This window comes from Streptomyces sp. NPDC037013 (assembly GCF_055607265.1).
Genome location: NZ_JBVJRV010000001.1, coordinates 497,535 through 520,744 on the forward strand (window position 1 = coordinate 497,535; position 23,210 = coordinate 520,744).

Consider the following 23,210-nt stretch of genomic DNA (forward strand, 5'->3'; position numbering starts at 1 on the left):
GCATTTACCCGCATCCCACATCCGGGATACCGTGCCGAATATGGAACACGATGGAGTCGACGCGCGCCTCGCCGCCCGACTGGCCGAGCTGCGCGCCGAACGCGGCTGGTCCCTGGGTGAGCTGGCCGAACTGAGCGGCATCAGCCGCTCCACCCTGTCCCGGGCCGAACGCGCGGAGATCAGCCCCACCGCGGCCCTCCTGAACCGGCTCTGCGCCGTCTACGGACGCACCATGTCGCAGCTCCTGAGCGAGGTGGAGGCGGAGCCCGCCCAACTCGTGCGCGCCGTCGACCAGTCGGTGTGGGCCGACGACGAAGCGGGCTTCATGCGGTGGTCGGTCTCGCCGCCCACCACCGGGATGCGCGGCGAACTCGTCGAGGGCCGGCTGCAGCCGGGTGCCGACATCGCCTACGACCGGCCGCCCGTGCCCGGCCTCGAGCAGCACATCTGGGTGCTCGAAGGCTCCCTGGAAGTCACGGTGCACGGGGAGGCGCACACCCTGTCCACGGGCGACTGCCTGCGCTACCGGCTGTGGGGCGCGTCGCGGTTCCGCTGCCGCGGCGAGGAGGCCGTGCGGTACGCGCTCGTGGTGGTGAAGCCGTGACCGCCCCCGCCACGCGCACCCGCCCCGTCCGGCTCGACGCCGCCGGACTCCGCGCGTCGGCCGACGCGTTGGCCGCGCTGCTCGTCGACACCGTTCGGGCCGGCTCCTCGCTCGGCTTCCTCGCCGACCTGGACCGGGCCACGGCGGCCGCCTGGTGGCGCGGGCTCGACACGGCCGTCGAACGGGGACGGCTCGCAGTCTGGGCGATCCACGGCGAAGGCGGCGAAGGAGGAGAAGGAGGCGAAGAGGGTGAGGAGAGCGACGGGCGGGACGCCGGACGCGTCCTCGGCACCGTCAGTCTCGCCTTCGTGGACAAGCCCAACGGCCGCCACCGCGCGGAGCTGGCCAAGCTGATGGTGCACCCGGCGGCGCGCGGGCAGGGCCTCGCCCGTACGCTCCTGACCGCCGCGGAAGAGACGGCGGAACGGGCCGGCGTGACCCTCCTCGTCCTGGACACCGAGACCGGCAGCCCCGCCGAGACCCTCTACGAGCGAGCCGGCTGGACGGCGGCGGGCACGATCCCCGACTACGCCACCGACCCGGCGGGCGCCCTCCACCCCACGACCCTCTTCTACAAGCGGCTCGGCAGGGGCGGACCCCGCACGCATGACGTCCCGCGCGCGGGGGAGGCTGCCCCGAAGAGACCCCAGCCGCACCCCCAGGGAGCCCGACACGATGCCGGACCGAGCCGCTGACACCACCTCGAACCCCGCCCCCGCCGCGTACACCGCGGGACTGCTCAACGCGGCGGACGGCGTGCCCGTCGCCACGTACACCTGGCTGCCCGCCGACGGCAGGCCCCGCGCCTACGTGCAGATCGCGCACGGAGCGGCCGAGCACGCCCTGCGCTACGACCGCTTCGCCCGCCACCTGACCGCGCACGGCTACGGAGTGGTCGCCTCCGACCACCGGGGCCACGGCGCCACCGCCCAGGCCACCGGCGGCTACGGAGTGACCTCGGAGGTGGCCGGCGGGGAAGAGGCCGACAGCTGGCGGGCGATCGTCGACGACCTCAAGGCCATCGGCGACCAGGTCCGCACGCTCCACCCCGGCGCGCCGTTCTTCCTCCTGGGGCACAGCCTCGGCTCGATGCTCGCGCGCGACTACGCACAGGAGTACGCCGACGGCCTCGCCGGTCTGATCCTCTCCGGCACGTTCCGCTCGCTGCCCGGCGCCGACACCGAGTCGGCCATCGCCCGCCTGGAGCGGGAGATCGCCGAACACGGCCGCGCCGCCCCGTCCTCGTACGTCTCCGAGCTCTTCGCCTCGTTCAACGACGCCTTCCCGCGCCGCACCGGATTCGAGTGGCTCTCGCGGGACGAGGCGGAGGTCGACGCGTACGCCGCCGACGAGCGCTGCGGATTCGGCTTCTCCGCCGGACTCTCCCTGGACTGGGTGCGTGCCGTGCGGAAGATCAACGATCCGCGCAACATCGCGCGCGTGCCCGCCGATCTGCCGATCCACGTCGCGGTCGGCGAACAGGACCCCTGCAACCAGCACATGACACTCGTCCACGAACTCCTGGAGGACTTCCGGTACGCGGGGATCGAGGACCTGACCTGGAAGGGCTACCCGGACGCGCGCCACGAGATCCTCAACGAGACCAACCGCGACGAGGTCCAGGAGGACCTGAGGTCCTGGCTGGACAAGCGGGTGCTGTGACCCGGGCCGGGCGCGCGGTCGCCGGCGGGTGACTGTCAGTGGCGTTGGCTACGGTTCATGCCATGTCGAAGTCCAGATCCCGTTCCCGCACCGCCGTCACCTCCGACGACGTGCGCCGCATCGCCCTCGCCCTGCCGGAGACGGTGGAGAAGATCGCGTGGAGCATGCCCACGTTCCGGGTGGCAGGAAAGATGTTCGTGACGGTCCCCGACGACGAGACGTCGTTCGCGGTGCGCTGCCCGAAGGCCGAGCGGGACGAACTGGTCCTCGCCGAGCCGGAGAAGTTCTGGGTCGCCGCCCACGAGGCGGGCTCCGCGTGGGTGCGGGTGCGCCTCGCGGCGCTGGACGCGGACGAGCTCTCCGACATCCTCGCCGACTCCTGGCGCCAGGCGGCCCCGCCCCGCCTCCTGGAAGAGCATCCGACGCTGGGGGTCGCGGCCGGGGAATGACGGGACAGAGAGCGCTGTCCATGACCCGTGGCATGATCCCACCACTGCCGTAGGGGAGGGGTGGGTCAGCGTGCCGTCAGGGCCGGGGACGCGAGGGAAGGGCGACCGGGAGGCCGGCGCCCCAGAGGGCCAACGGGGGATCTGGTCACGGGACTTCGGGCTGTTCTTCGCGGCCCGTGCCGTGGCCAAGCTCGGCGACACCATGCTGCCGGTCGCCCTCGCCGCGGGCCTGTTGCGGCATGGGCACGGGGCCGGCGCCGTCGGCCTCGTGATGGCCGCCACGACCGTCTGCTTCGCCGGTCTGGTGATCTTCGGAGGGGTCTTCGCCGACCGCTTCAGCACCCGGCTCATGATCGGCGCCGACGCCGTCCGGCTCGGCACGCAGTCGCTGGCGGCGGTGTTCTTCTTCACCGGACACGTCGTGCTCTGGCAGATCTGCGCGATCGGCGCGGTCAACGGCGCGGCCGCCGCCCTCTTCCAGCCCGGCGTCGCGAGCACCGTCCCGCGCCTCGCCGCCGACGTGCAGAAGGCGAACGGCGCGATACGGGTGGCGGAGTCGACGGCGTCCCTCGCGGGGCCGGCCGCCGCGGGCGTCCTCGTCGGCCTCGCCTCACCCGGGGCGGTCTTCGCCGCCCACGCCGGCACGTACGCGCTGAGCGCGCTCTGCCTCCTGCTGCTCCGGCTGCCGCCCGCCCGCCCGGGATCGCAGCCGCAGAGCCACGGCTTCCGGGCCGATCTGGTGCAGGGCTGGCGGGAGTTCAGGTCCCGCACCTGGCTGTGGGGCGTCATCGCCGTCTTCGGCGTGCTGATGATCACGACCGTCGGTCCCGCCGTGCCGCTGGTGGCGACCCTGGTCGTCCGGGAGCACGGTTCGGGTTCGTACGGCCTGGTGAACTCCGCGCTCGGCGCGGGCACCGTCCTCGGGGGCCTGCTCGCCCTGCGGCTGCGCCCGCGTCACATGCTCCGCGCCGGCGCCATCGCCCTGGTCGGCTACGGCGCCTTCCCGGCCACGGTCGGTGCCGGGTGGGGTGTTCCGCTGATGGCGGCCGGGGCCGCCGTCGCGGGCGCCGGGGTCTCCTTCTGGGGAGTGATGTGGGCGACGAGCGTCCAGACCCAGGTCCCGCCGGACGTCCTCAACCGCATCCACGCCTACGACGTCGCGGGTTCCCTCGCCATGCTCCCGGTCGGCCAGGCCCTCGCGGGCCCGGCGGCGGACGCCTTCGGCGCCGAGAAGGTGCTGCTCACGGGCGGCGTGATGACGGTGCTCGTCTGCCTGGCCCTGCTCGCCGTCCCGGCGATCCGCGATCTGGTGCGGGCGGACGTGGCTCCGTCGGGCGTCGTGCGGCGGGCGGCGGAGGTGGGCGAGCCCGGCGGTCTCGGCCTCGGCGTCCACGACGCGGCCGCCCCGCCCCGGTGGCGTCCGGGGCGGGGCGGTTCGTGAGGCGTCGTGATCCGTGGGTCACTTGTCGGTCCGCGGATTGCCGGGTGCCGTCGGCCCGGTCGTCCGGTCCAGCAGCCCGGTCCGGTCAGTCCTGGTGGACCTCGTTGCGGCCCGGCCCGCCGGAGAGCTTGTCGGTGCCCGCGCCGCCCCACAGGACGTCGTCACCGCTGTTGCCCCACAGCGTGTCGTTGCCCGCCTCGCCGTACAGCTTGTCGTTGCCCTTGCCGCCGTAGAGGACGTCGGCGCCGCCCTTGCCGTGCAGGACGTCGTTCCCGTCCTCGCCGTGCAGGTTGTTCTCCTCGTCGGTGCCGGTCAGGGTGTCGTTGCCGGGGCCGCCGAAGCAGTCCTGGCTGCAGCGGGTGAGGGTGTCGTTCCCGGCGTCGCCATACGGGCCGAAGCCCATCGGGCCGCCACCGCCGTCGAGACGGTCGTCACCGTCGCCGCCGTGCAGGAGCGCGGACTCCGAGGCCTTGATGACGTCGTTGCCCGCGCCGCCGTAGATGCCGGCCCAGGCCTGGCTGTCCGGCGCGAGGGTCGCGGTGTCGTTCTTGTCGCCGAGGTCGATGTCGTAGCTGTCGGAGTCGTCCGAGTTCTCCGGGATCTTGACCGCGCACCGCACGGCGGTGTGGTCGCCCTCCTCCGGGTACGCGCACTCGTCCCACTGCGCCGCGTCGGCGGAGACGGCGATGTCGTACCGGTCGTGGAAGGTGAGGACGTAGTAGGAGTCGTGCTCGCCGCGGTGGTCGATCGTCTCGTCGACCGTCACCTTGTTCTGCTGGCCCGGGGCGGCCTTGTACCAGAGCTCGCCGTCCGCGACGACGAGAGAGGCCGTGGCCTCGGTGGCGGACGGGGCGGACGGGGCGGACGGGGCGGCCTGGGCCGCCGACGCCGCTAAGCCGGCCGCGCCGAGCGTCAGGGCGAGGGTGGCGGAGGCCGCGATGGTCCGGTGAATGCGCATGCGGAAGTGGCCCTTCAGGGTGTGCGTGTGCGGTGGTGCTTCTGGTCACCCGGTTAGACAGGGGGCCCCGGAACGGAGTTGCGCGGTGCCGCGTGAACACCGGCGGACGGCGTGGTGACCGGTACGTGGACGGTGGGGCACCGCCGCCGATGACACCTGATCGGCGCGGGCGGGGAGTGACGCTTGCCCTGGAATTCGAACGTGTGATCCCATCGAAGCATGCGTCACACCGATCCTCGCGACCCCATTCGGCCGGACCAACCCGAGCCGCACCGCCCGGCCCGCAGCGGCACGTGGGACTCATGACGCCCGCGATCGTCGTCCACCGACCGTCCGCGAACGGTGGGCGACGGGTCACCCTGGGCACCGCGACCCTGGGCCTGGCCCACGACGACCGCGATCTCATCGAGTTCCTCAGACGCGCGGGACTGGACGACGCCGAAGGCCTCGTACTCGGAGAGTCGCTGCTCATCGAGTGGCGGGGCGGCGGTGCGCACGAGTACGACGGAAAGGGGTGAGCGATCACCGGTCGGAGTGCGGTATTGTTTCGGTGCGCGTTCGGCCGGGGGAAACCCCAGGTCACACGGGCACCGGGACGTGGCGCAGCTTGGTAGCGCACTTGACTGGGGGTCAAGGGGTCGCAGGTTCAAATCCTGTCGTCCCGACTCGAGAGAGTCGCAGATCGAGGGCCGTTTCAGAGCGAATCTGAAACGGCCCTCGATTCGTTTGCGCCCTCGACGTTCTTCGGGCCACCGCATGTTTGTGCCCCCGGGAGCGCCGTGCGTCCGGGGGCGGGGGCGAGCCTCGGCTGTCCGCGAGGGCTACGCGGTGGTGTGCGCCAGTTCCTGGCCCAGGTGGTGGGCGAGCTGGGCGGGCGTGGGGTTCTCGACGATGGCCACCATCGCGATCTCCATGCCGGTCAGCGTCATCAGGGTCTTGGTGAGTTCGAGGGCGGTGAGGGAGTTGAGGCCGTTCTCCAGGAAGTTGCTGTCGTCGTCGAGGGGCGTGTTGAGGAGCGTGCCGGCCTGCGTGCGGATGGTGTCGGTGAGGAGCTTCTCGCGCTCCTCGGGGGTGGCCGCGGCGAGCTGCTTCTCGAGCTCGGTGGCGTCCTGGCCGGGGGTGTTGCCGGTGCTGGTCATGAATGCTCCTGTGTGAGTGGGTTGGTGGCGTGTCACACCGAGGCGTGCGCGGTGTGGTCGTGCAGCCAGTGACGCGTGGCCTGGAAGGGGTACGTCGGGAGGTCGACGGCCGGGGCGTGGGGGGTGTGCCGGACGAGCGGCGTCCAGTCGACGGTGCCGCCCGTGGTGTGCAGCCGCGCGAGTGAGGCGAGCAGGGCGTGCGGGGCGGGCGTGTCGGAGGAGTGGGCGCCCAGGTCGAGGATCGGGTGGGTGCCGGGGGCGGGGGCCGCGTCGGCGGGGGAGGCGGTGAGGTGGTGGTGCCAGTACGCGGGGGTGGTGACGGGCGTGTCCGCGGGGGCGGTGCTCGTCAGGGTGAGCGTGGGCGGCGAGAAGGTCAGCTGCCCCAGGACCTGCTCGTACGCCTCGGGGGTGGGCTCCCGGGTGCCGTCGGCCGTGACCGTGGCGTGCGCGGCGGCCAGGCGGCACGCGTCGTCCAGGTTCAGGACGCCCGCGGCGTACGCGGCGGCGATGTGGCCGACACCGTCCCCGGTGAGCGCGTGCGGGTGGACCCCGGCCGCGAGGAGCAGCCGGGCGAGCGCGGCGTCGACCGCGAAGCGCAGGGCCTGCGCATGGCCCGGGTGCGGGGAGCCCAGGGGGTCGGCGGGCAGCGGGGCGGCCAGGTGCGGGGAGAGCAGACCGCACGTCTCGTCGAAGGCGGCGGCGAACAGGGGGAGGGCCGCGTACAGGTCGGCGGCCGGCGCGGTGTCGGTCAGCGGGCCCCCGGCGAAGTGACAGCTGACCTTTCCGGGCGCGGCCGGACCGTCGCCGCCGTCATCGGAGGCGCCGCCGATCAGGGCCGGGTGGTCGTCGGCCGCGGCCAGGGCACGGGCCGCGCCCAGCAGCTCTGAGGCGTCCGTGCCGATGAGGACCGCGCGGTGCTCCATGGGGCTGCGGGTCGCGGCGAGCGCGTACGCGACCTCGGCGGGCGAGGGCGCCGGGTCCACGGCCGAGAGGTGGGTGACGAGTGCTTCCGCCTGCGCCCGGAGGGCCTCGGGGGTGCGCGCCGAGAGAGGCCAGACCACCACCGGGCGCGCCGGGGAGGCGGCGTCGGCGGGCGGGACGGGCGCGTCCGGTTCCGGGGCCTCCTCCAGGATGAGGTGGGCGTTGGTGCCGGACGTGGCGAACGCGGAGATGCCCGCCCGGCGGGGCTCCTCGCGGCGGGGCCAGTCGACCGCCTCGGTGAGCAGCCGGACCCCGCCCTTCTTCCAGGCGGCGAGCGGGGTGGGGCGGTCGACGTGGAGCGTCGGGGGCAGCGTGCCGTGCCGCAGGGCCTGCACCATCTTGATGAGCGCGGCGGTACCCGCGGCTCCTTGCGTGTGCCCGGTGTTGGACTTGACGGAGCCGAGCCACAGGGGCCGGTCGGCGGGCCTCCCCGCGCCGTAGGTGGCGAGGAGCGCCTGCACCTCGATGGCGTCGCCGATGGGCGTGCCCGTCCCGTGCGCCTCGACGGCGTCGACCTGGTCGGGGGCGAGCCGCGCGTCGGCGAGGGCGGCGCGGATCACGTTCTGCTGGGAGGGGCCGTTGGGGGCGGCGAGGCCGTAGCCGGCACCGTCCTGGTTGACCGCCGAGCCGCGGATGACGGCGAGCACCGGGTGGCCGTTGCGCCGCGCGTCGCCGAGCCGCTCCAGGAGGACCAGGCCGACGCCCTCGCCCAGGCCCATGCCGTCCGCCGCGGCGGCGAACGGCTTGCACCGGCCGTCCGCCGCCAGGGACTTCTGGTGGGCGAAGGCGTGGAAGGTGTGCGGCGTCGACATGACGGTGCCGCCGCCGGCGAGCGCGAGACGGCACTCGCCGCGGCGCAGCGCCTGACAGGCCAGATGGAGGGCGACCAGCGAGGACGAGCAGGCCGTGTCCACGCTGATCGCGGGACCTTCGAGGCCGAGGGCGTAGGCGATGCGCCCGGAGACGAGACTCCCCGACGTGCCGCCGCCGAGATAGGGCAGCAGCTCGTCGGGCGCGGTCTCCAGGCGCGTGGCGTAGTCGTGCCCGGTGGCGCCGACGTAGACGCCGGTGAGGGTGGAGCGCAGGGTGTGCGGGGCGATGCGGCCGCGCTCGACGGTCTCCCAGGCCAGGTGGAGCATGAGGCGCTGGAGCGGTTCGGTGGCGACGGCCTCGGCGGCGCCGATGTCGAAGAAGCCCGCGTCGAACCCCGCGGCGTCGTCGAGGAAACCGCCGAGCTCCGCGTACGGGGGGTCCTCGGGGAGGTCCCAGGCGCGGTCGTCGGGGAAACCGGTGACGGCGTCGCGCCCCTCGGAGACCAGATCCCACAGGTCGTCCGGGGTGCGGGTCTTGCCGGGCAGCCGGCACGCCATGGACACGATGGCGATCGGCTCGTGGTGCGCGGCCTGGAGTTCGCGCAGCTGCTGCTGCGCCTGGTGCAGCTCGGCGGTCGTCCACTTGAGGTATTCGACGAGCTTCTCTTCGTTCGCCACGGGAATGGTCAGCCTTCCTGTTCTCGCGCGTGAAGCCTCAGGTGGGAGCCGCAAGGAGATCGAGGACGGGGTGGGCAGGCGTGCGCGGCACACGGTCGTTGCCAGGGTTGCCGCGGCTGCTTAAGCGGGTCTAACCCCTGGCTTGCCGCCGGGTGCGGCGGTGTCGTGGGCCAGCCGCAGGAGGTCGGCCGCTATCTCGTCGGGCGCCCCCGCGTGCAGGTCGTGGTCGGAGCCCGGATACCAGCGCACGCTCACCTGGTCCAGGGCCTCTTCGGCGGCGGCCACCCAGGCGCGCACCCGGTCGGAGAGCTGAGGGATGGCCGGGATGATGGGCAGCAGCCGGACGGGCACGGTGATCTTCGGATACCAGTCGGCGGGGGCCTCGCGCTGCAGGCTCTCGACGATCGACATGACCTGTTCCGAGGTCAGCCGGGGCACGAGCAGCCCGTCCGGCCCCACGCGGTAGTCGGCCAGGCGCGCCTCGACGGAGGTGGCCGACCACTCCGGGTGCGTGGCCCGGAGGTAGGCGCGCATGTCGGCGGCGCTCGTGGTGCCCTGCTGCGCGCGCCGGACCACCTCGGCGGTGCGTTCCCAGAAGGCCCGCATCACCGGCCCGTCGAACTCGTACCAGCCGCCGTCGATCAGTACCAGACCGGAGACCAGGTCGGGCCGTTCCGCCGCGAGGCGCAGCGCGAGGTGCGCGCCCCAGGAGTGTCCCGCCACCAGGGCGCCGTCCAGGCCCAGCGCGGTGACGGCCTCCACCAGGTCCCTGACGACGGCCGCGTTCTCGTAGCCGTCCGGCGGGGTGTCCGACTCGCCGTGACCGCGGTGGTCGACGGCGTAGACCGGGTGGCCCGCGGCGGCGACGCGCTCGGCGACCTCGTCCCACATCCGGGCGTTCGAGAGCATGCCGTGCAGCAGCAGGAACGGCCGCCGCGCCGCGCCCGGCCCGCCCACGGGCCGGTGCCGGACATTGAGGGAGACGGTGTTCGACACGGGGACGCGGAGGTTCTTCACAGGCTGGCCCTAGGGGTGGGGGAGCGGGACGAGGACGGCGCGTCGGCCACGGGGCACCGCGGGATCCGCGGTCGGCTGACGCCCGGTCAGGGGCGCTGCGCGGTGGCGAAGATGTATCCCAGTTCGGGCATCTTGCCGAGGGCCGCCTGGTTGTGCAGGAAGAGCTCGTACCCCTCGACGCCGATGATGTCGACGTACTCGTCCCGGTGGGCGCGGATCCACTCGACGTAACCGTCGTAGGTCTTGGCGGTCTCGGCGGTGATGTCGGTCAGTTCGAGCACCGTCCAGCCGGCCGCGCGGAAGATTCCGGGGTAGTCCTCGATGTCGGTCAGCGCGGCGTAGATGGTGGTGTCGCTGACGGTGGCGGTCCGGGGCCTGCCGGGGTCGGGGTTGAGGGAGACCATGTCGGCGATGGGCATGCGCGCGCCGGGCTTCACGACGCGGAACGCCTCCGAGAGGACGCGCTGCTTGTCGGGCATGTGGAGCATCGACTCCAGGGCCCAGCAGTGGTCGAAGGAGCCGTCCTCGAACGGCAGGTTCATCGCGTCGACCTGCTCGAAGCGGACGCGGTCGGCGAGGCCGGCCTCGCGCGCCCGGCGGTTGCCGCGCTCGACCTGGCGGGCGCTGACGGAGATGCCGACCACCTCGACGTCGCGGGCCCGGGCCAGCTGCATCGCCGGGGTGCCGTTGCCGCAGCCGATGTCCAGGACGCGGTGGCCGGGGCCGGGGTCGAGGCGCCGGATCATCTCGTCCGTCATCTGGACCATGGCCTGGTCGAACGTGGCCTCCTGGCGGCCGCCGTCGAACCAGTAGCCGTAGTGCAGGTTGCCGTCTCCGAGCTGAGTCATCAGATCGAAGACCTTGTGGTCGTAGTAGTGGCCGATGTCGGTGGGCTCGGGGGCGACGGTCTTGTTCACCGTCGGGGGCTTCTTGGTCGTCGCGTTCTTCGTCACGGCCTCAGCGTCACCGCCCGGCAGGCGGCGCCACAACCCCGACAGGGCCCCTCAACAGCCCCTATGTCCGCCCCTCACCCACCCCTATGAAGGGCCCCTGCGGGGGTGTCGGCCCCTTGTCCACGGGCCTTGACGCGATCCATACGGAACGGGTGCTACCCCGGCGCAGAAAATGAGAGTACGCTCCGACTAGATATTGAACTCTCTTTAGGAGGTCGACTCCCGTGTCAGATCTGGGTGCGCGGCGGTGGTGGGCCGTCGGGGCTCTCGTACTCGCCTCGATGGTCGTCGGCTTCGACGTGACGATCCTTAGCCTGGCGCTGCCGGCCATGGCCGACGATCTGGGTGCGAACAACGTCGAGCTGCAGTGGTTCGTGACGTCGTACACGCTGGTCTTCGCGGCCGGCATGATCCCGGCGGGCATGCTGGGCGACCGCTTCGGACGCAAGAAGGTCCTGCTCGGCGCCCTGGTGATCTTCGGCATCAGCTCGCTGGCCTGTGCCTACGCCACGTCGTCCGGCACGTTCATCGGCGCGCGCGCGGTGCTCGGCCTGGGCGCGGCGCTGATCATGCCGACGACGCTGTCACTGCTGCCGGTGATGTTCTCCGACGAGGAACGGCCCAAGGCGATCGGGGCGGTGGCCGGCGCGGCGATGCTCGCCTATCCGCTCGGCCCGATCCTCGGCGGCTACCTGCTCAACCACTTCTGGTGGGGCTCGGTCTTCCTCATCAACGTGCCGGTGGTGATCCTCGCGTTCCTCGCGGTCTCCGCCTGGCTCCCGGAATCCAAGGCCAAGGAGGCCAAGCCGTTCGACATGGGCGGCCTCGTCTTCTCCAGCGTCGGTCTCGCCGCGCTCACGTACGGCGTGATCCAGGGCGGCGAGAAGGGCTGGACGGACGTCACCACGGTGGTCCCCACCCTCGGCGGACTGCTCGCCCTCGTCGTCTTCGTCCTCTGGGAGAAGCGCGTCGCCGACCCGCTGGTCGACCTCTCGCTCTTCCGCTCGGCCCGCTTCACCTCAGGCACCATGCTCGGCACGGTGATCAACTTCACCATGTTCGGTGTGCTGTTCACCATGCCGCAGTACTACCAGGCGGTCCTCGGCACCGACGCGATGGGCAGCGGCTTCCGGCTCCTGCCGATGGTCGGCGGTCTCCTCGTGGGTGTGACCGTCGCCAACAAGGTCGCCAAGGGGCTCGGCCCCAAGACCTCCGTCGGCATCGGCTTCGCACTGCTCGCCGCCGCCCTCTTCTACGGCGCCACCACCAGCACCGACAGCGGCACCGGTCTGGCGGCCGCGTGGACGGCGGCGTACGGCCTCGGCCTCGGCATCGCCCTGCCCACCGCCATGGACGCCGCCCTCGGCGCGCTGTCCGAGGACTCCGCGGGCGTCGGATCCGGCGTCAACCAGTCGATCCGTACGCTCGGCGGCAGCTTCGGCGCCGCCATCCTCGGCTCCGTCCTGAACTCCGCCTACCGCGGCAAGCTCGACCTCGACGGAGTGCCCGCACAGGCCCACGAGGCGGCCAAGGACTCCGTCTTCGGCGGCCTTGCGGTGGCCCGCGCCCTCAAGTCCTCGGCGCTCGGCGACTCGGTGCGCTCCGCGTACGTCCACGCCCTGGACGTCGTCCTCGTGGTCTCCGGAGGCCTGGGTCTGCTCGGGGTGCTGCTGGCCGTGGTGTGGCTGCCCCGCCATGTTGGTCAGACCACCGCCAAGCCCGCAGAATCTGAGCATGAAGCCGCAGACGCAGTCTGACCAGGCCCGAACCGTGCCTGGACTGAGAGAACGCAAGAAGGCCAGAACGAAGGCCGCGATTCAGCGGGAGGCGGTGCGCTTGTTCAGGGAACAGGGCTACTCCGCCACGACCATCGAGCAGATCGCCGAAGCCGCCGAGGTCGCCCCCAGCACCGTCTTCCGCTACTTCGCGACCAAGCAGGACCTGGTCTTCTCGCACGACTACGACCTGCCCTTCGCCATGATGTTCCAGGCCCAGTCGCCCGACCTGACGCCGATCCAGGCCGAACGGCAGGCCATCAGATCGATCCTGGAGGACATCCCCGAGCAGGAACTGGCCCTGCAGCGCGAGCGGTTCGCGCTCATCCTCTCCGAACCGGAGCTGTGGGGCGCAAGCCTCGGCAACATCGGCCAGACCATGGAGCTCATGGGCGAACAGGTGGCCAAACGGGCCGGCCGCGAGCCGCGGGACCCCGCGGTGCGCGCCTACACCGGGGCCGTCTTCGGAGTGATGCTGCAGATCTCCATGGACTGGGCCAACGATCCGGAGATGGACTTCGCGACCACCCTGGACGAGGCGCTCCACTGCCTGGAGGACCTGAGGCCCTGACCGGTTGAAGACTGTCGGCGACCGCCACGGCGTGGTCACCGCACAGCCACCCGACGAGGGGCGGAACACCTTCCCGCCCCTCACCCAGACGTCGTACGCGTCGGCTCCGGCCGGTGCGTGCGACCCCCGCGCCCCTCAATTCCCCCGCAGGGGCGCGGGGCCCACAGGGGGAGGACGACCGCGCGCGGCCACCGTCCCCCGGCTACCGCGTACGGTCCAACCTGGCGTGCTCCGACTTCCCTCGGCGGAGCACGCCAGGGGTTTTCCCGCCCGCGTCAGACGCCCGGCGCCGCCGCAAGCGCGGCCCTGATCACGCCGGCCACCTGCTCCTGGCAGTTGTCGAGGTAGAAGTGGCCGCCGGGCAGCACCCGCAGATCGAACGCCGCGCTGGTGCGCTCCCGCCAGGTCGCCGCCTCCTCGGGCGAGGTCCGCCCGTCGGCGTCACCGATCAGCGCCGTGATCGGGCAGGCGAGGTGCTCCGGACCGGGCGCCTCGTACGTGCCCACGGCCCGGTAGTCGGCGCGCAGCGCGGGCAGGATCAGCTCCTGCAGCTCCGGGCTGGCGAAGAACCGCTCGTCGGTGCCGCCCATCGCCCGCAGATGGGCCAGGATGTCCGCGTCCCCGAGCGGCGCCGCCGCCCGTCCCGCCGGCCGGTACGGCCGCGCCAGGCCCCCCGAGGCGAACAGGTGCACCGGCAGGCCCGGGCCCGAAGGGCCGCGCAGGCGCCGCGCCACCTCGAACGCCACGATGGCGCCCAGACTGTGCCCGAACAGCGCGAACGGCTTGCCGTCCGCGGGCAGGTGCGGCACCACGCCGTCGGCCAGCGCGGCCACCGACTCCAGGCACGGCTCGGTGTGCCGGTCCTGCCGCCCCGGATACTGCACGGACAGCACCTCGATGCCCGGCGCAAGCAGCCCCGAAAGGCCGAAGTAGTAGCTCGCCGAACCGCCGGCGAACGGGAAACACACCAGCCTCACCGGTGCCGACGCGCCGTCGTGGTAGCGGCGCAGCCACACCCCGGCCCCGGTCGTCGGCGCCACTCGCGCCATGCCCCTGTCCATCGCACTCCCTCTCGCTCCCACACGTTCCGCTCGCGGACCGGTGCCGCGCGCCCCCGATGCTGGCGGCGGACCTTAGCGCGCGGCTAAAGCGGCAGGCGGCTAGCCGGGGTTTGGGGCGCCTTTAGAGAGCCCGCCCACGATGAGCCCGGTACTCGTAGCGATCTCCGATTTCGGACCGGGAGCGCCGTTGATGTCTTGTGGCAGCCAGTTGTTCCGAGCTCGACCGCAGCTGACGTGATGGCGACGTCCTCACCGTCATCGTCCTCGCCGTCGTCCTCGCCGTCGTCGGACGAGAGCCTGCTCCCCGAGCCGATCGCGGTCGTCGGGATGGCCTGCCGCCTGCCCGGCGCGGCCGATCCGGCCGCCTTCTGGCAGTTGCTGAGCGAGGGGCGCAGCGCTGTGCGCGCCACGCCGCCCGAGCGCCGGCGGGCCGACTCGGGTCTCCACGGGCCCGGCGGCTTCCTGGACCGGATCGACGGCTTCGACGCGGGATTCTTCAACATCAGCCCGCGCGAGGCCGAGACGATGGACCCCCAGCAGCGGCTGCTCCTCGAACTGAGCTGGGAGGCCCTGGAAGACGCCGGGATCCGGCCGCCCACGCTGACCGGGAGCCGCACCGGCGTCTTCGTCGGCGCCTTCTGGGACGACTACACCCACGTCCTCGACCGCCGGACCGACCGCGCCGTCGCCCGGCACACGATGACCGGCGTGCACCGCGGCATCCTGGCCAACCGCATCTCGTACACGTACCACCTGGCGGGCCCGAGCCTGACCGTCGACACCGCGCAGTCCTCCTCGCTCGTCGCCGTGCACCTGGCCTGCGAGAGCCTCAGGAACGGCGAGAGCGACACCGCGTTCGCGGGCGGCGTCAGCCTCATCTGCTCGCCCCGCTCCACCGAACTGGCCGCGGCCCGCTTCGGCGGCCTCTCCGCCACCGGCCGCTGCCACACCTTCGACGCCCGCGCCGACGGATTCGTGCGCGGCGAGGGCGGCGGGCTCGTCGTCCTCAAGCCGCTCGCCGCGGCGCGCCGCGACGGCGACCCGGTCTACTGCGTGATCCGGGGGAGCGCCGTCAACAGCGACGGCGCGACCGACGGCCTCACCCAGCCGAGCCGGCAGGCACAGCGGGACGTGGTGCGGCTCGCCTGCCGCCGTGCCGGGGTGCGTCCCGACCAGATCCAGTACGTCGAACTGCACGGCACCGGCACCCCCGTCGGGGACCCGATCGAGGCCGCCGCGCTCGGCGCCGCCCTCGGGCAGGACGCGGCGCGCACCACCCCGCTCGCCGTGGGCTCCGCCAAGACGAACATCGGCCACCTCGAGGCCGCCGCCGGAATCGCCGGACTGCTCAAGACGGCCCTGAGCATCCACCACCGGCGGCTCGCGCCGAGCCTCAACTTCGACACCCCCCACCCGGCCATCCCGCTCACCGAACTCGGACTTGCCGTCCAGCGGGAGCCGGGCGCCTGGCCCCGCCCCGAACAGCCCTTGCTCGCCGGCGTGTCCTCCTTCGGCATGGGCGGCACCAACAGCCACCTCGTCCTGTCCGCGGCCCCCGCCCCGGCCACGCCGGAGGCCGAACCGCAGGCCGAACCGCACACCGTCCTCTCCCGGCCGCACGAGCCCGCCCGTACAACGGCCGAACCCGCCGCCGCGCCCCCTGTCCCGTGGCCGGTCAGCGCCCACACCGCCCCGGCACTGCACGCCCAGGCCGCGCGGTTGCGCGAACACCTCGCCGCGGGTCCCGCCCCCGACGCCGCACGGCTCGGCCGTGCGCTGGCCACCACCCGGGCCTCCCTCACCCACCGCGCGGTGCTGCTCGGCACCGACACCACCCAGCTCCTCACCTCTCTTGAGGTGCTGGCCGAGGGAGCGGAGAGCCCGTCCGTGGTGCGCGGCGAGGCGGACGGCAACGGCAAGACCGCCTTCCTCTTCAGCGGCCAGGGCGCCCAACGGCCGGGCATGGGCCGCGAGTTGTACGCGGCCTTCCCCGTCTTCGCGGACGCCGTCGACGAGGCGTTCGCGGAGCTCGACGCCCATCTGGAACACCCGCTGCGCGAGATCGTCTTCGGTGAGGACGCCGAACACCGCACGCTCCTCGACCGGACGGCGTACACCCAGCCGGCGCTCTTCGCCGTCGAGACGGGCCTGTACCGCCTGGCGGCCTCCTTCGGCCTGCGGCCCGACCACGTCCTCGGCCACTCGGTCGGCGAAATCACCGCCGCGCACGTGGCCGGCGTCCTCTCGCTGGCGGACGCCGGCGCCCTGGTGGCCGCACGCGGCCGGCTCATGGAGGCGGTGCGGGCGCCCGGCGCGATGGCCGCCTGGCAGGCGAGCGCGGACGAGGCGGCCGAGCTGCTCGCCGGGCACGAGGACCGGGTCACCGTCGCCGCCGTCAACGGCCCCGGCTCCGTGGTGGTCTCAGGCGACCGCGACACCGTCGACCGGCTCACCGCCGACTGGCGGGCCCGCGGCCGCAAGGCACGCCGCCTGACGGTCAGTCATGCCTTCCACTCCCCGCACATGGACGCCGTCCTCGACGACCTGCGCGCCGTCGCCGCCGGCCTGACCTTCCGTACACCGAAGATCCCCGTCGTCTCGAACGTGACGGGCGCGCCGGTGACCGGCACCGAGTTCGCCGACCCCGAGTACTGGGCGCGGCACGCGCGTGAGCCCGTGCGGTTCCTGTCCGGTGTGCGGGGGCTGTGCGAGCGCGGCGTGACCACGTTCGTCGAACTCGGCCCGGACGCCCCGCTGTCCGCGATGGCCCGCGAGTGCTTCCCGCCGTCCTCGGCACCGTCCGCGAACTCGGCCCGCCGTCCTGTGGCGGTCGCCGTGTGCCGCCGGGGCCGCGACGAGCCCACTACCTTCATGACGGCTCTGGCGCAGGCGTACGTGCGCGGCGCCGACGTCGACTTCACGGCGGCGTACGGCGACGACACCGGCACCGCGGACCGCCCGAGCCTGCCCACCTACGCCTTCCAGCGCGAACGCCACTGGCCCGACACCACCCCGCCGGACTCCCTTCAGGACGCCGCCCCGAGCGCCGCCGTCCCGGAGGATGCGGCACCGGATGAGGCCGAACCTTCGGAGCGGCCCGCGCCGGTGGCCGACGAGGAGAACGACGCGCGCACCGGGCTGGCCCGGCGACTCGCCGAACTCACCGTCGCCGACCAGGAGCGCACCCTCATCGGCCTGGTCGCCAAACAGGTGGCCCTGGTGCTCGGCGCCACCTCGGAGACGGTCGAAACCGCCCGCACCTTCAAGCAGTTGGGCTTCGACTCGATGGCCGCGGCCGAGCTGAGCGAACGGCTCGGCACGGCGACGGGCCTGCCGCTGCCCGCCACCCTCACCTTCGACCACCCGACGCCCCTGGCCGTCGCCTCCCACCTGAGGTCCCTCCTCACCGGGACGGCGGAACCCCCGCTCCCAACACGGCCCGACGGCACGGGCGTTCCCGGCACGGAAACCGACGAGGACCCGATCGCCGTCGTGGCCATGAGCTGCCGCTACCCGGGCGGCGCGGGGTCACCGGAGGAGCTGTGGCGGCTGGTCGCTGACGGCACCGACGCGATCGGCGACTTCCCCACCGACCGCGGCTGGGACCTGGACCGGCTGTTCCACCCCGACGCCACCCGCTCGGGCACCAGCTACACGCGCAGGGGCGGGTTCCTGTACGACGCCGCCGACTTCGACGCGGAGTTCTTCGACATCAGCCCGCGCGAGGCGCTCGCCGTCGACCCGCAGCAACGGCTGCTCCTCGAATGCGCCTGGGAGGCCTTCGAACGGGCCGGCCTCGACCCGACGGCGCTCAAGGGCAGCCCCACCGGTGTCTTCGTCGGCATGACGGGACAGGACTACGGCCCCCGGCTGCACGAGCCGTCCCGGTCCACCGACGGCTACCTGCTGACCGGCAGCACCCCCAGCGTGGCCTCCGGCCGCCTCTCGTTCAGCTTCGGCCTGGAAGGGCCCGCCCTGACGGTGGACACCGCCTGCTCCTCGTCGCTGGTCACGCTCCACCTGGCGGCCCAGGCGCTGCGGCGCGGCGAGTGCGACCTGGCGCTGGCGGGCGGCGCCACCGTCCTCGCCACCCCCGGCATGTTCACCGAGTTCTCGCGCCAGCGCGGCCTTGCACCGGACGGCCGCTGCAAGCCGTTCGCGGCGGGTGCCGACGGCACGGGATGGGCCGAGGGCGTGGGCCTCGTCCTCCTCGAACGCCTCTCCGAGGCGCGGCGCAGGGGCCATGACGTACTCGCCGTGATCCGGGGCTCCGCGATCAACCAGGACGGCGCGAGCAACGGCCTGACCGCCCCCAACGGCCCCTCCCAGCAGCGCGTCATCCGCGCCGCCCTCGCCGACGCCCGGCTCGCGCCGGAGGACGTCGACGCGGTGGAGGCCCACGGCACGGGCACCACGCTCGGCGATCCCATCGAGGCGCAGGCGCTGCTGACCACGTACGGCCAAGGACGTTCCGAGGGACGGCCGTTGTGGCTCGGCTCGGTCAAGTCGAACATCGGTCACACGCAGGCCGCCGCCGGCGTCGCGGGCGTCATCAAGATGGTGATGGCGCTGCGCAACGAACTGCTGCCCGCCACCCTGCACGTCGACGCGCCGAGCGAGCACGTGGACTGGTCGACGGGCGCGGTCCGGCTGCTCACCGAACCCGTCGTCTGGCCCCGCGGCGAACGTCCGCGCCGCGCCGCCGTGTCGTCCTTCGGCATCTCCGGCACGAACGCGCACCTCGTACTGGAAGAGGCCGGGACGGCTACGGGAGCGGCGCTCACCTCTGGACTGACGGCACCTGAGTCCGGAGAAGCAGCGGACGGTGCGGTGGTGCCCTGGGTGGTCTCCGGGCGGACCGCAGCGGCGCTGCGCGAACAGGCGTGCCGCCTGGGTGAGTTCGTCGCGGGCGACGCGACGGTGCCGGTGTCGGCCGTGGGCCGCTCGCTGGTCACCACGCGGGCCGCGTTCGAGCACCGGGCCGTGGTCGTGGGCCGCGACCGGGACACGCTGGCGGCCGGCCTCGCCGCGCTGGCCGCGGGCGAGGCGTCCGCCGACGTCGTATCCGGCGTCGCGGGCGATGTCGGCCCCGGCCCGGTGCTGGTCTTCCCCGGGCAGGGGTCGCAGTGGGTGGGCATGGGCGCCCGGCTCCTCGACGAGTCGCCGGTGTTCGCCGCCCGGATCGCCGAGTGCGAGCAGGCGCTCTCCGCGTACGTCGACTGGTCCCTCGCCGAGGTGCTGCGCGGGGACGGCGGCGAGCTGTCCCGCGTCGACGTCGTCCAGCCGGTGCTGTGGGCCGTCATGGTCTCGCTCGCCGCCGTCTGGGCGGACCACGGTGTCACCCCGGCCGCGGTCGTCGGCCACTCCCAGGGCGAGATCGCCGCGGCCGTCGTGGCGGGGGCACTCACCCTGGAGGACGGCGCGAAGATCGTCGCGCTGCGCAGCCGGGCCCTGCGGCAGCTCTCCGGCGCGGGCGCCATGGCCTCCCTCGGCGTGGGCCGCGAGCAGGCCGACGAACTCGTCGCGGGGCAGCCGGGCGTCGGGGTCGCCGCCGTCAACGGGCCCTCGTCGACCGTCATTTCGGGCCCGCCGGAACAGGTGGCCGCCGTCGTGGCCGACGCCGAGGCGCGCGGGCTGCGCGGCCGCGTCATCGACGTGGACTACGCCTCGCACAGCCCGCAGGTCGACGCCATCACCGACGAACTCACCCGCACCCTCGCGGGCGTCCGCCCCCGCACGGCGCCCGTGGCGTTCTACTCGGCCGTGACCGGCACCCGCGTCGACACCTCCGGCCTCGACACCGGCTACTGGGTCACCAATTTGCGGCAGCCGGTCCGGTTCGCCGACGCCATCGCCGCACTTCTGGCCGACGGACACCGCGTCTTCATCGAGTCCAGCAGCCACCCCGTCCTCACCCTGGGGCTGCAGGAGACCTTCGAGGAAGCCGGGGCCGACGCGGTCACCGTTCCCACCCTGCGCCGCGACGACGGCGGCCAGGCACGCCTGGCCCTCTCGCTGGCGCAGGCCTACGCCGCCGGGTGCGCGGTCAGGTGGGAGAAGTGGTTCCCGGCCAACGGCACGCCCACCGTCCCGCTGCCCACGTACGCGTTCCAACGGCGCCGCTACTGGCTGGAGGCGCCCGCGGGCACCCAGGACGCGGCGGGCCTCGGCCTCGCCGCGGCCGGCCACCCGCTCCTCGGTGCGGCGACCGAACTCGCCGACGGCGACGTACGGTTGCTCACCGGCCGCATCAGCAGGCACAGCCACCCCTGGCTCGCCCAGCACACCCTCTTCGGCGCCGCGGTCGTGCCCGCCACCGTGCTCACGGAATGGGCGCTGCGCGCCGCCGACGAGGCCGGATGCGCGGGCGTCGACGAGCTGACGCTCCGGGCGCCGCTGACCCTGCCGGAGACCGCGGGCGTACAAGTGCAGATCGTGGTGGGTCCCGCCGACGGGCAGGACGGCCACCGTGAGCTCCACGTCTACGCCCGACCCGAGGACGAGGACGCCCCCGACGCGAGCGGCGCGCCCTGGACCTGCCATGCCGCTGGACGGCTGGTCGCCGAGGCCGTACGCCCCGCGGCCGAGGGCCCTTCGGGGCGCCCCGGCTCCTCGGACGAGGCGTGGCCGCCCTCCGGCGCCGAGCCCGTGGACCTGGGCGACTTCTACGAGCGGGCCGCCGAGGCGGGGGTCGGCTACGGGCCGGCCTTCACGGGAGTACGTGCCGTGTGGCGGCGCGGCGACGAGCTCTTCGCCGAGGCGGTACTGCCCCAAGAGGCCCCGGACGCCAAGGGGTTCGGCATCCACCCCGCTCTCCTCGACGCCGCACTGCACCCCGCGCTCCTCGGCGAGCGGCCGGACGCGGACGGCCAGGTATGGCTGCCGTTCACGCTGAGCGGCGTTTCTCTATGGGCGACCGGTGCCACTTCCGTACGCGTCCGTCTCACCCCGCTGGACCAGGGCGAGGCCGGACAGTCCGGGGAGTCCGGGAGGAGCTGGCGGGTCGGCGTGAGCGATCCGGCCGGTGCCGAGGTGCTGACCTGCGAGGCTCTGGTCGTCGTGGCGGCGGGGGCCCGGGAACTGCGGGCCGCCGGTGACCGGGTGTCCGACCTGTACGCACTGCGGTGGGTGCCGGATGCCGGGGCCGGGGTTGCCGCCGGGCGTGAGGGTGCGGAGGCGGGCGACCGGCTCGGCTGGGCGCGTCTGGGACCGGACGGGTACCCGGACCTCGACGCGCTGGACGCGGCCGTCGACGGGGGGACGCCGGCACCGTCCGCCGTCGTCGTCGAAGTCTGCGCCGACGCTCCCGCCGAGATCGGTGCCGACGTCGACGCGGGTGACGACGACCCCGCCGTCGCCCTGGCCGCGGTCACGCGGACCGGCGCCCTCTTCGAACGCTGGCTCGCCGACGCACGGTTCACCGGCACCCCCCTGGTGCTGATCACCCGAGGCGCGGTCGCCACGGACGACGGGCGGCTGCCCGGCCCGACGGTCGCCGCCGTACGCGGACTGGTCGAGGACGCGCAGGCCAGGCATCCGGGCCGGTTCCTCCTCATCGACACGGACACCGGCACCGGGGCGGACGACGCCGCCTTCGCACAGGCGCTCACCACCGCGCTCGCGACGGACGAGCCTCGCCTCGCCCTGCGCGCGGGCCGTCTCCTCGTACCCCGTCTCGCGGTGGTCCGGGATGCCGGTGCCCATGAGACGGCTCGCCCGCTCGACCCGGACGGCACCGTCCTGCTCGCCGGGGCGGCCGGTGCGCCGGTCGCGGCCGTCGCCACCCACCTCGTACGCGCCGGACAGTGCGGACACCTGCTGCTCCTCACCGCTCCGGACAGCGGCGAAGCGGGACCCGACGGAAGCGAACTCGACCGACTGGCAACAGAGTTGCGTGACTCGGGCGCAACCGTCAGCCACGTCGCGGCCTCCTCGGCGGTTCCCGCCGCCGTCGCCGACATCGTGGCCGCCGTCGACTCCGACCACCCCCTCACCGGCGTCATCCACGTCACCGACACCACCCACGACACCGACGACCCCGCTCCCGGCGGGGCGTGGGCGGCGAGCGCCGGTGTCACGGCGGCCCTGCACGCCGCCACCGCCCACCTGCCGCTCGCCCTCTTCGCCGTGCTGTCCCCGGCCGGCGCGGCCCTGGGCATTCCCCGGCCGGGGATCACCGCAGGAGCCGACGCCTTCCGCGAGGCACTCGCCCTGCGACGGCACACCACGACCACGACGGGCGTGGCCCTCGCCTACGGGCCACCGACCGCCCCGGGGCCAGGTCTCAAGGAGACGCCGCCCGGCCGGCTGCCCGCCCTGCTCGACGCCGCGCGCGGACACGGCGGCCACCCCCTGGTCGGCGTCAGGGCGGCCGTCCGCGCCCTGGCCGCCGAGGACCCCGCCACCCTGCCCGCGCCGCTGCGCGCCCTGGCCGCGGGGCAGACCCCGGCCCGCCGCACGGCGGCCGACCGCAGGCCCCCGACCGACTGGCCCGCACGCCTCGCCCCCCTGTCGGCCGCCGAACAACTCCGCCTGCTCATCGACGCCGTACGCACCCACGCCGCCGCGGTACTCGGCCGCACCGACCCGGAGGCGCTGCGCGGCGACGCCACCTTCAAACAGCTGGGCCTTGACTCGCTGACCGCGGTCGAGCTGCGCAACCGGCTCGTCGCCGACACCGGACTGCGCCTGCCCACCGCCCTCGTCTTCCGCCACCCGACACCGGCGGCCATCGCGGCACACCTGCGCGAGCGGCTGACCGGCGGGAACGACACGCCCGCGGCCGAGTCCGCCGCGCAGGGCGCCGACGGGCCTCCCGCCCCCGCCGCCGTGCTGAGCGAGCTGGCCCGCATGGAGAACACCCTGGCAGCGCTGGCGGCCAGGCTCCCGCAGCAGGAGACGGGCGAGATCACCACCCGCCTGGAGGCGCTCCTCGCCCGGTGGAAGACCACGGACGCCCCCGCGTCCACCGGCACCGCGGACGACGACGACAGCGCCGCCGACCGGCTGAAGGCGGCCTCCGCCGATCAGATCTTCGACTTCATCGACAACGAGCTGGGTGTCGGGCACGACACCTCGCGCGCGACCCCCACTCCGAAGGCCGGGTGAC

At 73.7% G+C, this 23,210-nt stretch carries 15 protein-coding genes and 1 tRNA gene; 10 read left to right on the forward strand and 6 right to left on the reverse strand.

Going from position 1 to position 23,210, the window contains the following annotated elements; all coding sequences use genetic code 11:
• Positions 1 to 40 precede the first annotated feature (40 nt).
• From ACZ7DY_RS02180 to ACZ7DY_RS02200, 5 genes are all read left to right on the forward strand, one after another.
• Entirely contained in the window at positions 41 to 604 is a 564-nt protein-coding gene (locus ACZ7DY_RS02180) for a helix-turn-helix domain-containing protein (RefSeq protein WP_471128851.1), read from the forward strand.
• Positions 601 to 1,299: a GNAT family N-acetyltransferase gene (locus ACZ7DY_RS02185; protein ID WP_471128854.1), complete on the forward strand. Its 699-nt coding sequence runs from the start codon at positions 601 to 603 to the stop codon at positions 1,297 to 1,299. Before ACZ7DY_RS02180 ends, ACZ7DY_RS02185 begins: the two co-directional genes overlap by 4 nt.
• Positions 1,280 to 2,266: an alpha/beta fold hydrolase gene (locus ACZ7DY_RS02190; RefSeq protein ID WP_471128857.1), complete on the forward strand. Its 987-nt coding sequence runs from the start codon at positions 1,280 to 1,282 to the stop codon at positions 2,264 to 2,266. The genes ACZ7DY_RS02185 and ACZ7DY_RS02190 overlap by 20 nt, the downstream gene beginning before the upstream one ends.
• A gap of 62 nt (positions 2,267 to 2,328) precedes the next feature.
• Positions 2,329 to 2,715 carry an MmcQ/YjbR family DNA-binding protein gene (locus tag ACZ7DY_RS02195; RefSeq protein ID WP_471128860.1) on the forward strand — a complete coding sequence of 129 codons (387 nt, stop codon included), beginning with the start codon at positions 2,329 to 2,331 and terminating at the stop codon, positions 2,713 to 2,715.
• 70 nt (positions 2,716 to 2,785) lie between these two features.
• The gene (locus ACZ7DY_RS02200) at positions 2,786 to 4,156 is read left to right on the forward strand and encodes an MFS transporter (protein WP_471128863.1); all 1,371 of its coding nucleotides are present in this window, start codon (positions 2,786 to 2,788) and stop codon (positions 4,154 to 4,156) included.
• An 85-nt stretch (positions 4,157 to 4,241) separates the two neighbouring features.
• On the opposite strand, the gene ACZ7DY_RS02205 is transcribed toward ACZ7DY_RS02200, so the two are convergent.
• A complete protein-coding gene (locus ACZ7DY_RS02205) occupies positions 4,242 to 5,114 on the reverse strand; it encodes a calcium-binding protein (RefSeq protein ID WP_471128866.1) in 873 nt (290 codons plus the stop codon).
• A 302-nt stretch (positions 5,115 to 5,416) separates the two neighbouring features.
• Here ACZ7DY_RS02205 and ACZ7DY_RS02210 point away from each other — a divergent pair, with 302 nt between their 5' ends.
• Both ACZ7DY_RS02210 and ACZ7DY_RS02215 read left to right on the forward strand, forming a co-directional pair.
• On the forward strand, positions 5,417 to 5,632 hold the full coding sequence (locus ACZ7DY_RS02210) for a hypothetical protein (protein ID WP_471128868.1): 216 nt from the start codon (positions 5,417 to 5,419) through the stop codon (positions 5,630 to 5,632).
• A 73-nt stretch (positions 5,633 to 5,705) separates the two neighbouring features.
• A tRNA-Pro gene (locus ACZ7DY_RS02215) sits at positions 5,706 to 5,779 on the forward strand.
• A 156-nt stretch (positions 5,780 to 5,935) separates the two neighbouring features.
• Here the strand turns inward: ACZ7DY_RS02215 and ACZ7DY_RS02220 are convergent.
• The 4 genes from ACZ7DY_RS02220 to ACZ7DY_RS02235 form a co-directional block, all read right to left on the reverse strand.
• Complete coding sequence (locus tag ACZ7DY_RS02220) at positions 5,936 to 6,253, reverse strand: acyl carrier protein (RefSeq protein WP_471128871.1); 318 nt, start codon at positions 6,251 to 6,253, stop codon at positions 5,936 to 5,938.
• 32 nt (positions 6,254 to 6,285) lie between these two features.
• Entirely contained in the window at positions 6,286 to 8,724 is a 2,439-nt protein-coding gene (locus ACZ7DY_RS02225) for a type I polyketide synthase (RefSeq protein ID WP_471128872.1), read from the reverse strand.
• Positions 8,725 to 8,844: 120 nt separating this feature from the next.
• The gene (locus ACZ7DY_RS02230; protein WP_471128875.1) at positions 8,845 to 9,741 is read right to left on the reverse strand and encodes an alpha/beta fold hydrolase; all 897 of its coding nucleotides are present in this window, start codon (positions 9,739 to 9,741) and stop codon (positions 8,845 to 8,847) included.
• 86 nt (positions 9,742 to 9,827) lie between these two features.
• Entirely contained in the window at positions 9,828 to 10,694 is an 867-nt protein-coding gene (locus tag ACZ7DY_RS02235; protein WP_471128878.1) for an SAM-dependent methyltransferase, read from the reverse strand.
• 224 nt (positions 10,695 to 10,918) lie between these two features.
• Here ACZ7DY_RS02235 and ACZ7DY_RS02240 point away from each other — a divergent pair, with 224 nt between their 5' ends.
• Both ACZ7DY_RS02240 and ACZ7DY_RS02245 read left to right on the forward strand, forming a co-directional pair.
• On the forward strand, positions 10,919 to 12,451 hold the full coding sequence (locus tag ACZ7DY_RS02240) for a DHA2 family efflux MFS transporter permease subunit (protein WP_471128881.1): 1,533 nt from the start codon (positions 10,919 to 10,921) through the stop codon (positions 12,449 to 12,451).
• Positions 12,452 to 12,524: 73 nt separating this feature from the next.
• A complete protein-coding gene (locus tag ACZ7DY_RS02245; RefSeq protein WP_471130193.1) occupies positions 12,525 to 13,040 on the forward strand; it encodes an acyl-CoA-like ligand-binding transcription factor in 516 nt (171 codons plus the stop codon).
• Between the two features lie 275 nt (positions 13,041 to 13,315).
• Here ACZ7DY_RS02245 and ACZ7DY_RS02250 read toward each other — a convergent pair whose 3' ends face one another.
• Entirely contained in the window at positions 13,316 to 14,089 is a 774-nt protein-coding gene (locus ACZ7DY_RS02250) for a thioesterase II family protein (RefSeq protein WP_471128884.1), read from the reverse strand.
• A gap of 249 nt (positions 14,090 to 14,338) precedes the next feature.
• Between ACZ7DY_RS02250 and ACZ7DY_RS02255 the strand changes: the two genes are divergently transcribed.
• Positions 14,339 to 23,209: a type I polyketide synthase gene (locus ACZ7DY_RS02255; protein ID WP_471128886.1), complete on the forward strand. Its 8,871-nt coding sequence runs from the start codon at positions 14,339 to 14,341 to the stop codon at positions 23,207 to 23,209.
• The last annotated feature ends 1 nt before the right edge of the window (position 23,210 follow it).

Excerpts from the sequence above, each read along its gene's own strand:
- ACZ7DY_RS02210 (WP_471128868.1), top strand. The coding sequence starts at position 5,417 with ATGACGCCCGCGATCGTCGTCCACCGACCGTCCGCGAACGGTGGGCGA.
- ACZ7DY_RS02250 (WP_471128884.1), bottom strand. The coding sequence starts at position 14,089 with ATGGCGCGAGTGGCGCCGACGACCGGGGCCGGGGTGTGGCTGCGCCGC.
- ACZ7DY_RS02205 (WP_471128866.1), bottom strand. The coding sequence starts at position 5,114 with ATGCGCATTCACCGGACCATCGCGGCCTCCGCCACCCTCGCCCTGACG.
- ACZ7DY_RS02195 (WP_471128860.1), top strand. The coding sequence starts at position 2,329 with ATGTCGAAGTCCAGATCCCGTTCCCGCACCGCCGTCACCTCCGACGAC.
- ACZ7DY_RS02220 (WP_471128871.1), bottom strand. The coding sequence starts at position 6,253 with ATGACCAGCACCGGCAACACCCCCGGCCAGGACGCCACCGAGCTCGAG.
- ACZ7DY_RS02190 (WP_471128857.1), top strand. The coding sequence starts at position 1,280 with ATGCCGGACCGAGCCGCTGACACCACCTCGAACCCCGCCCCCGCCGCG.
- ACZ7DY_RS02180 (WP_471128851.1), top strand. The coding sequence starts at position 41 with ATGGAACACGATGGAGTCGACGCGCGCCTCGCCGCCCGACTGGCCGAG.
- ACZ7DY_RS02255 (WP_471128886.1), top strand. The coding sequence starts at position 14,339 with ATGGCGACGTCCTCACCGTCATCGTCCTCGCCGTCGTCCTCGCCGTCG.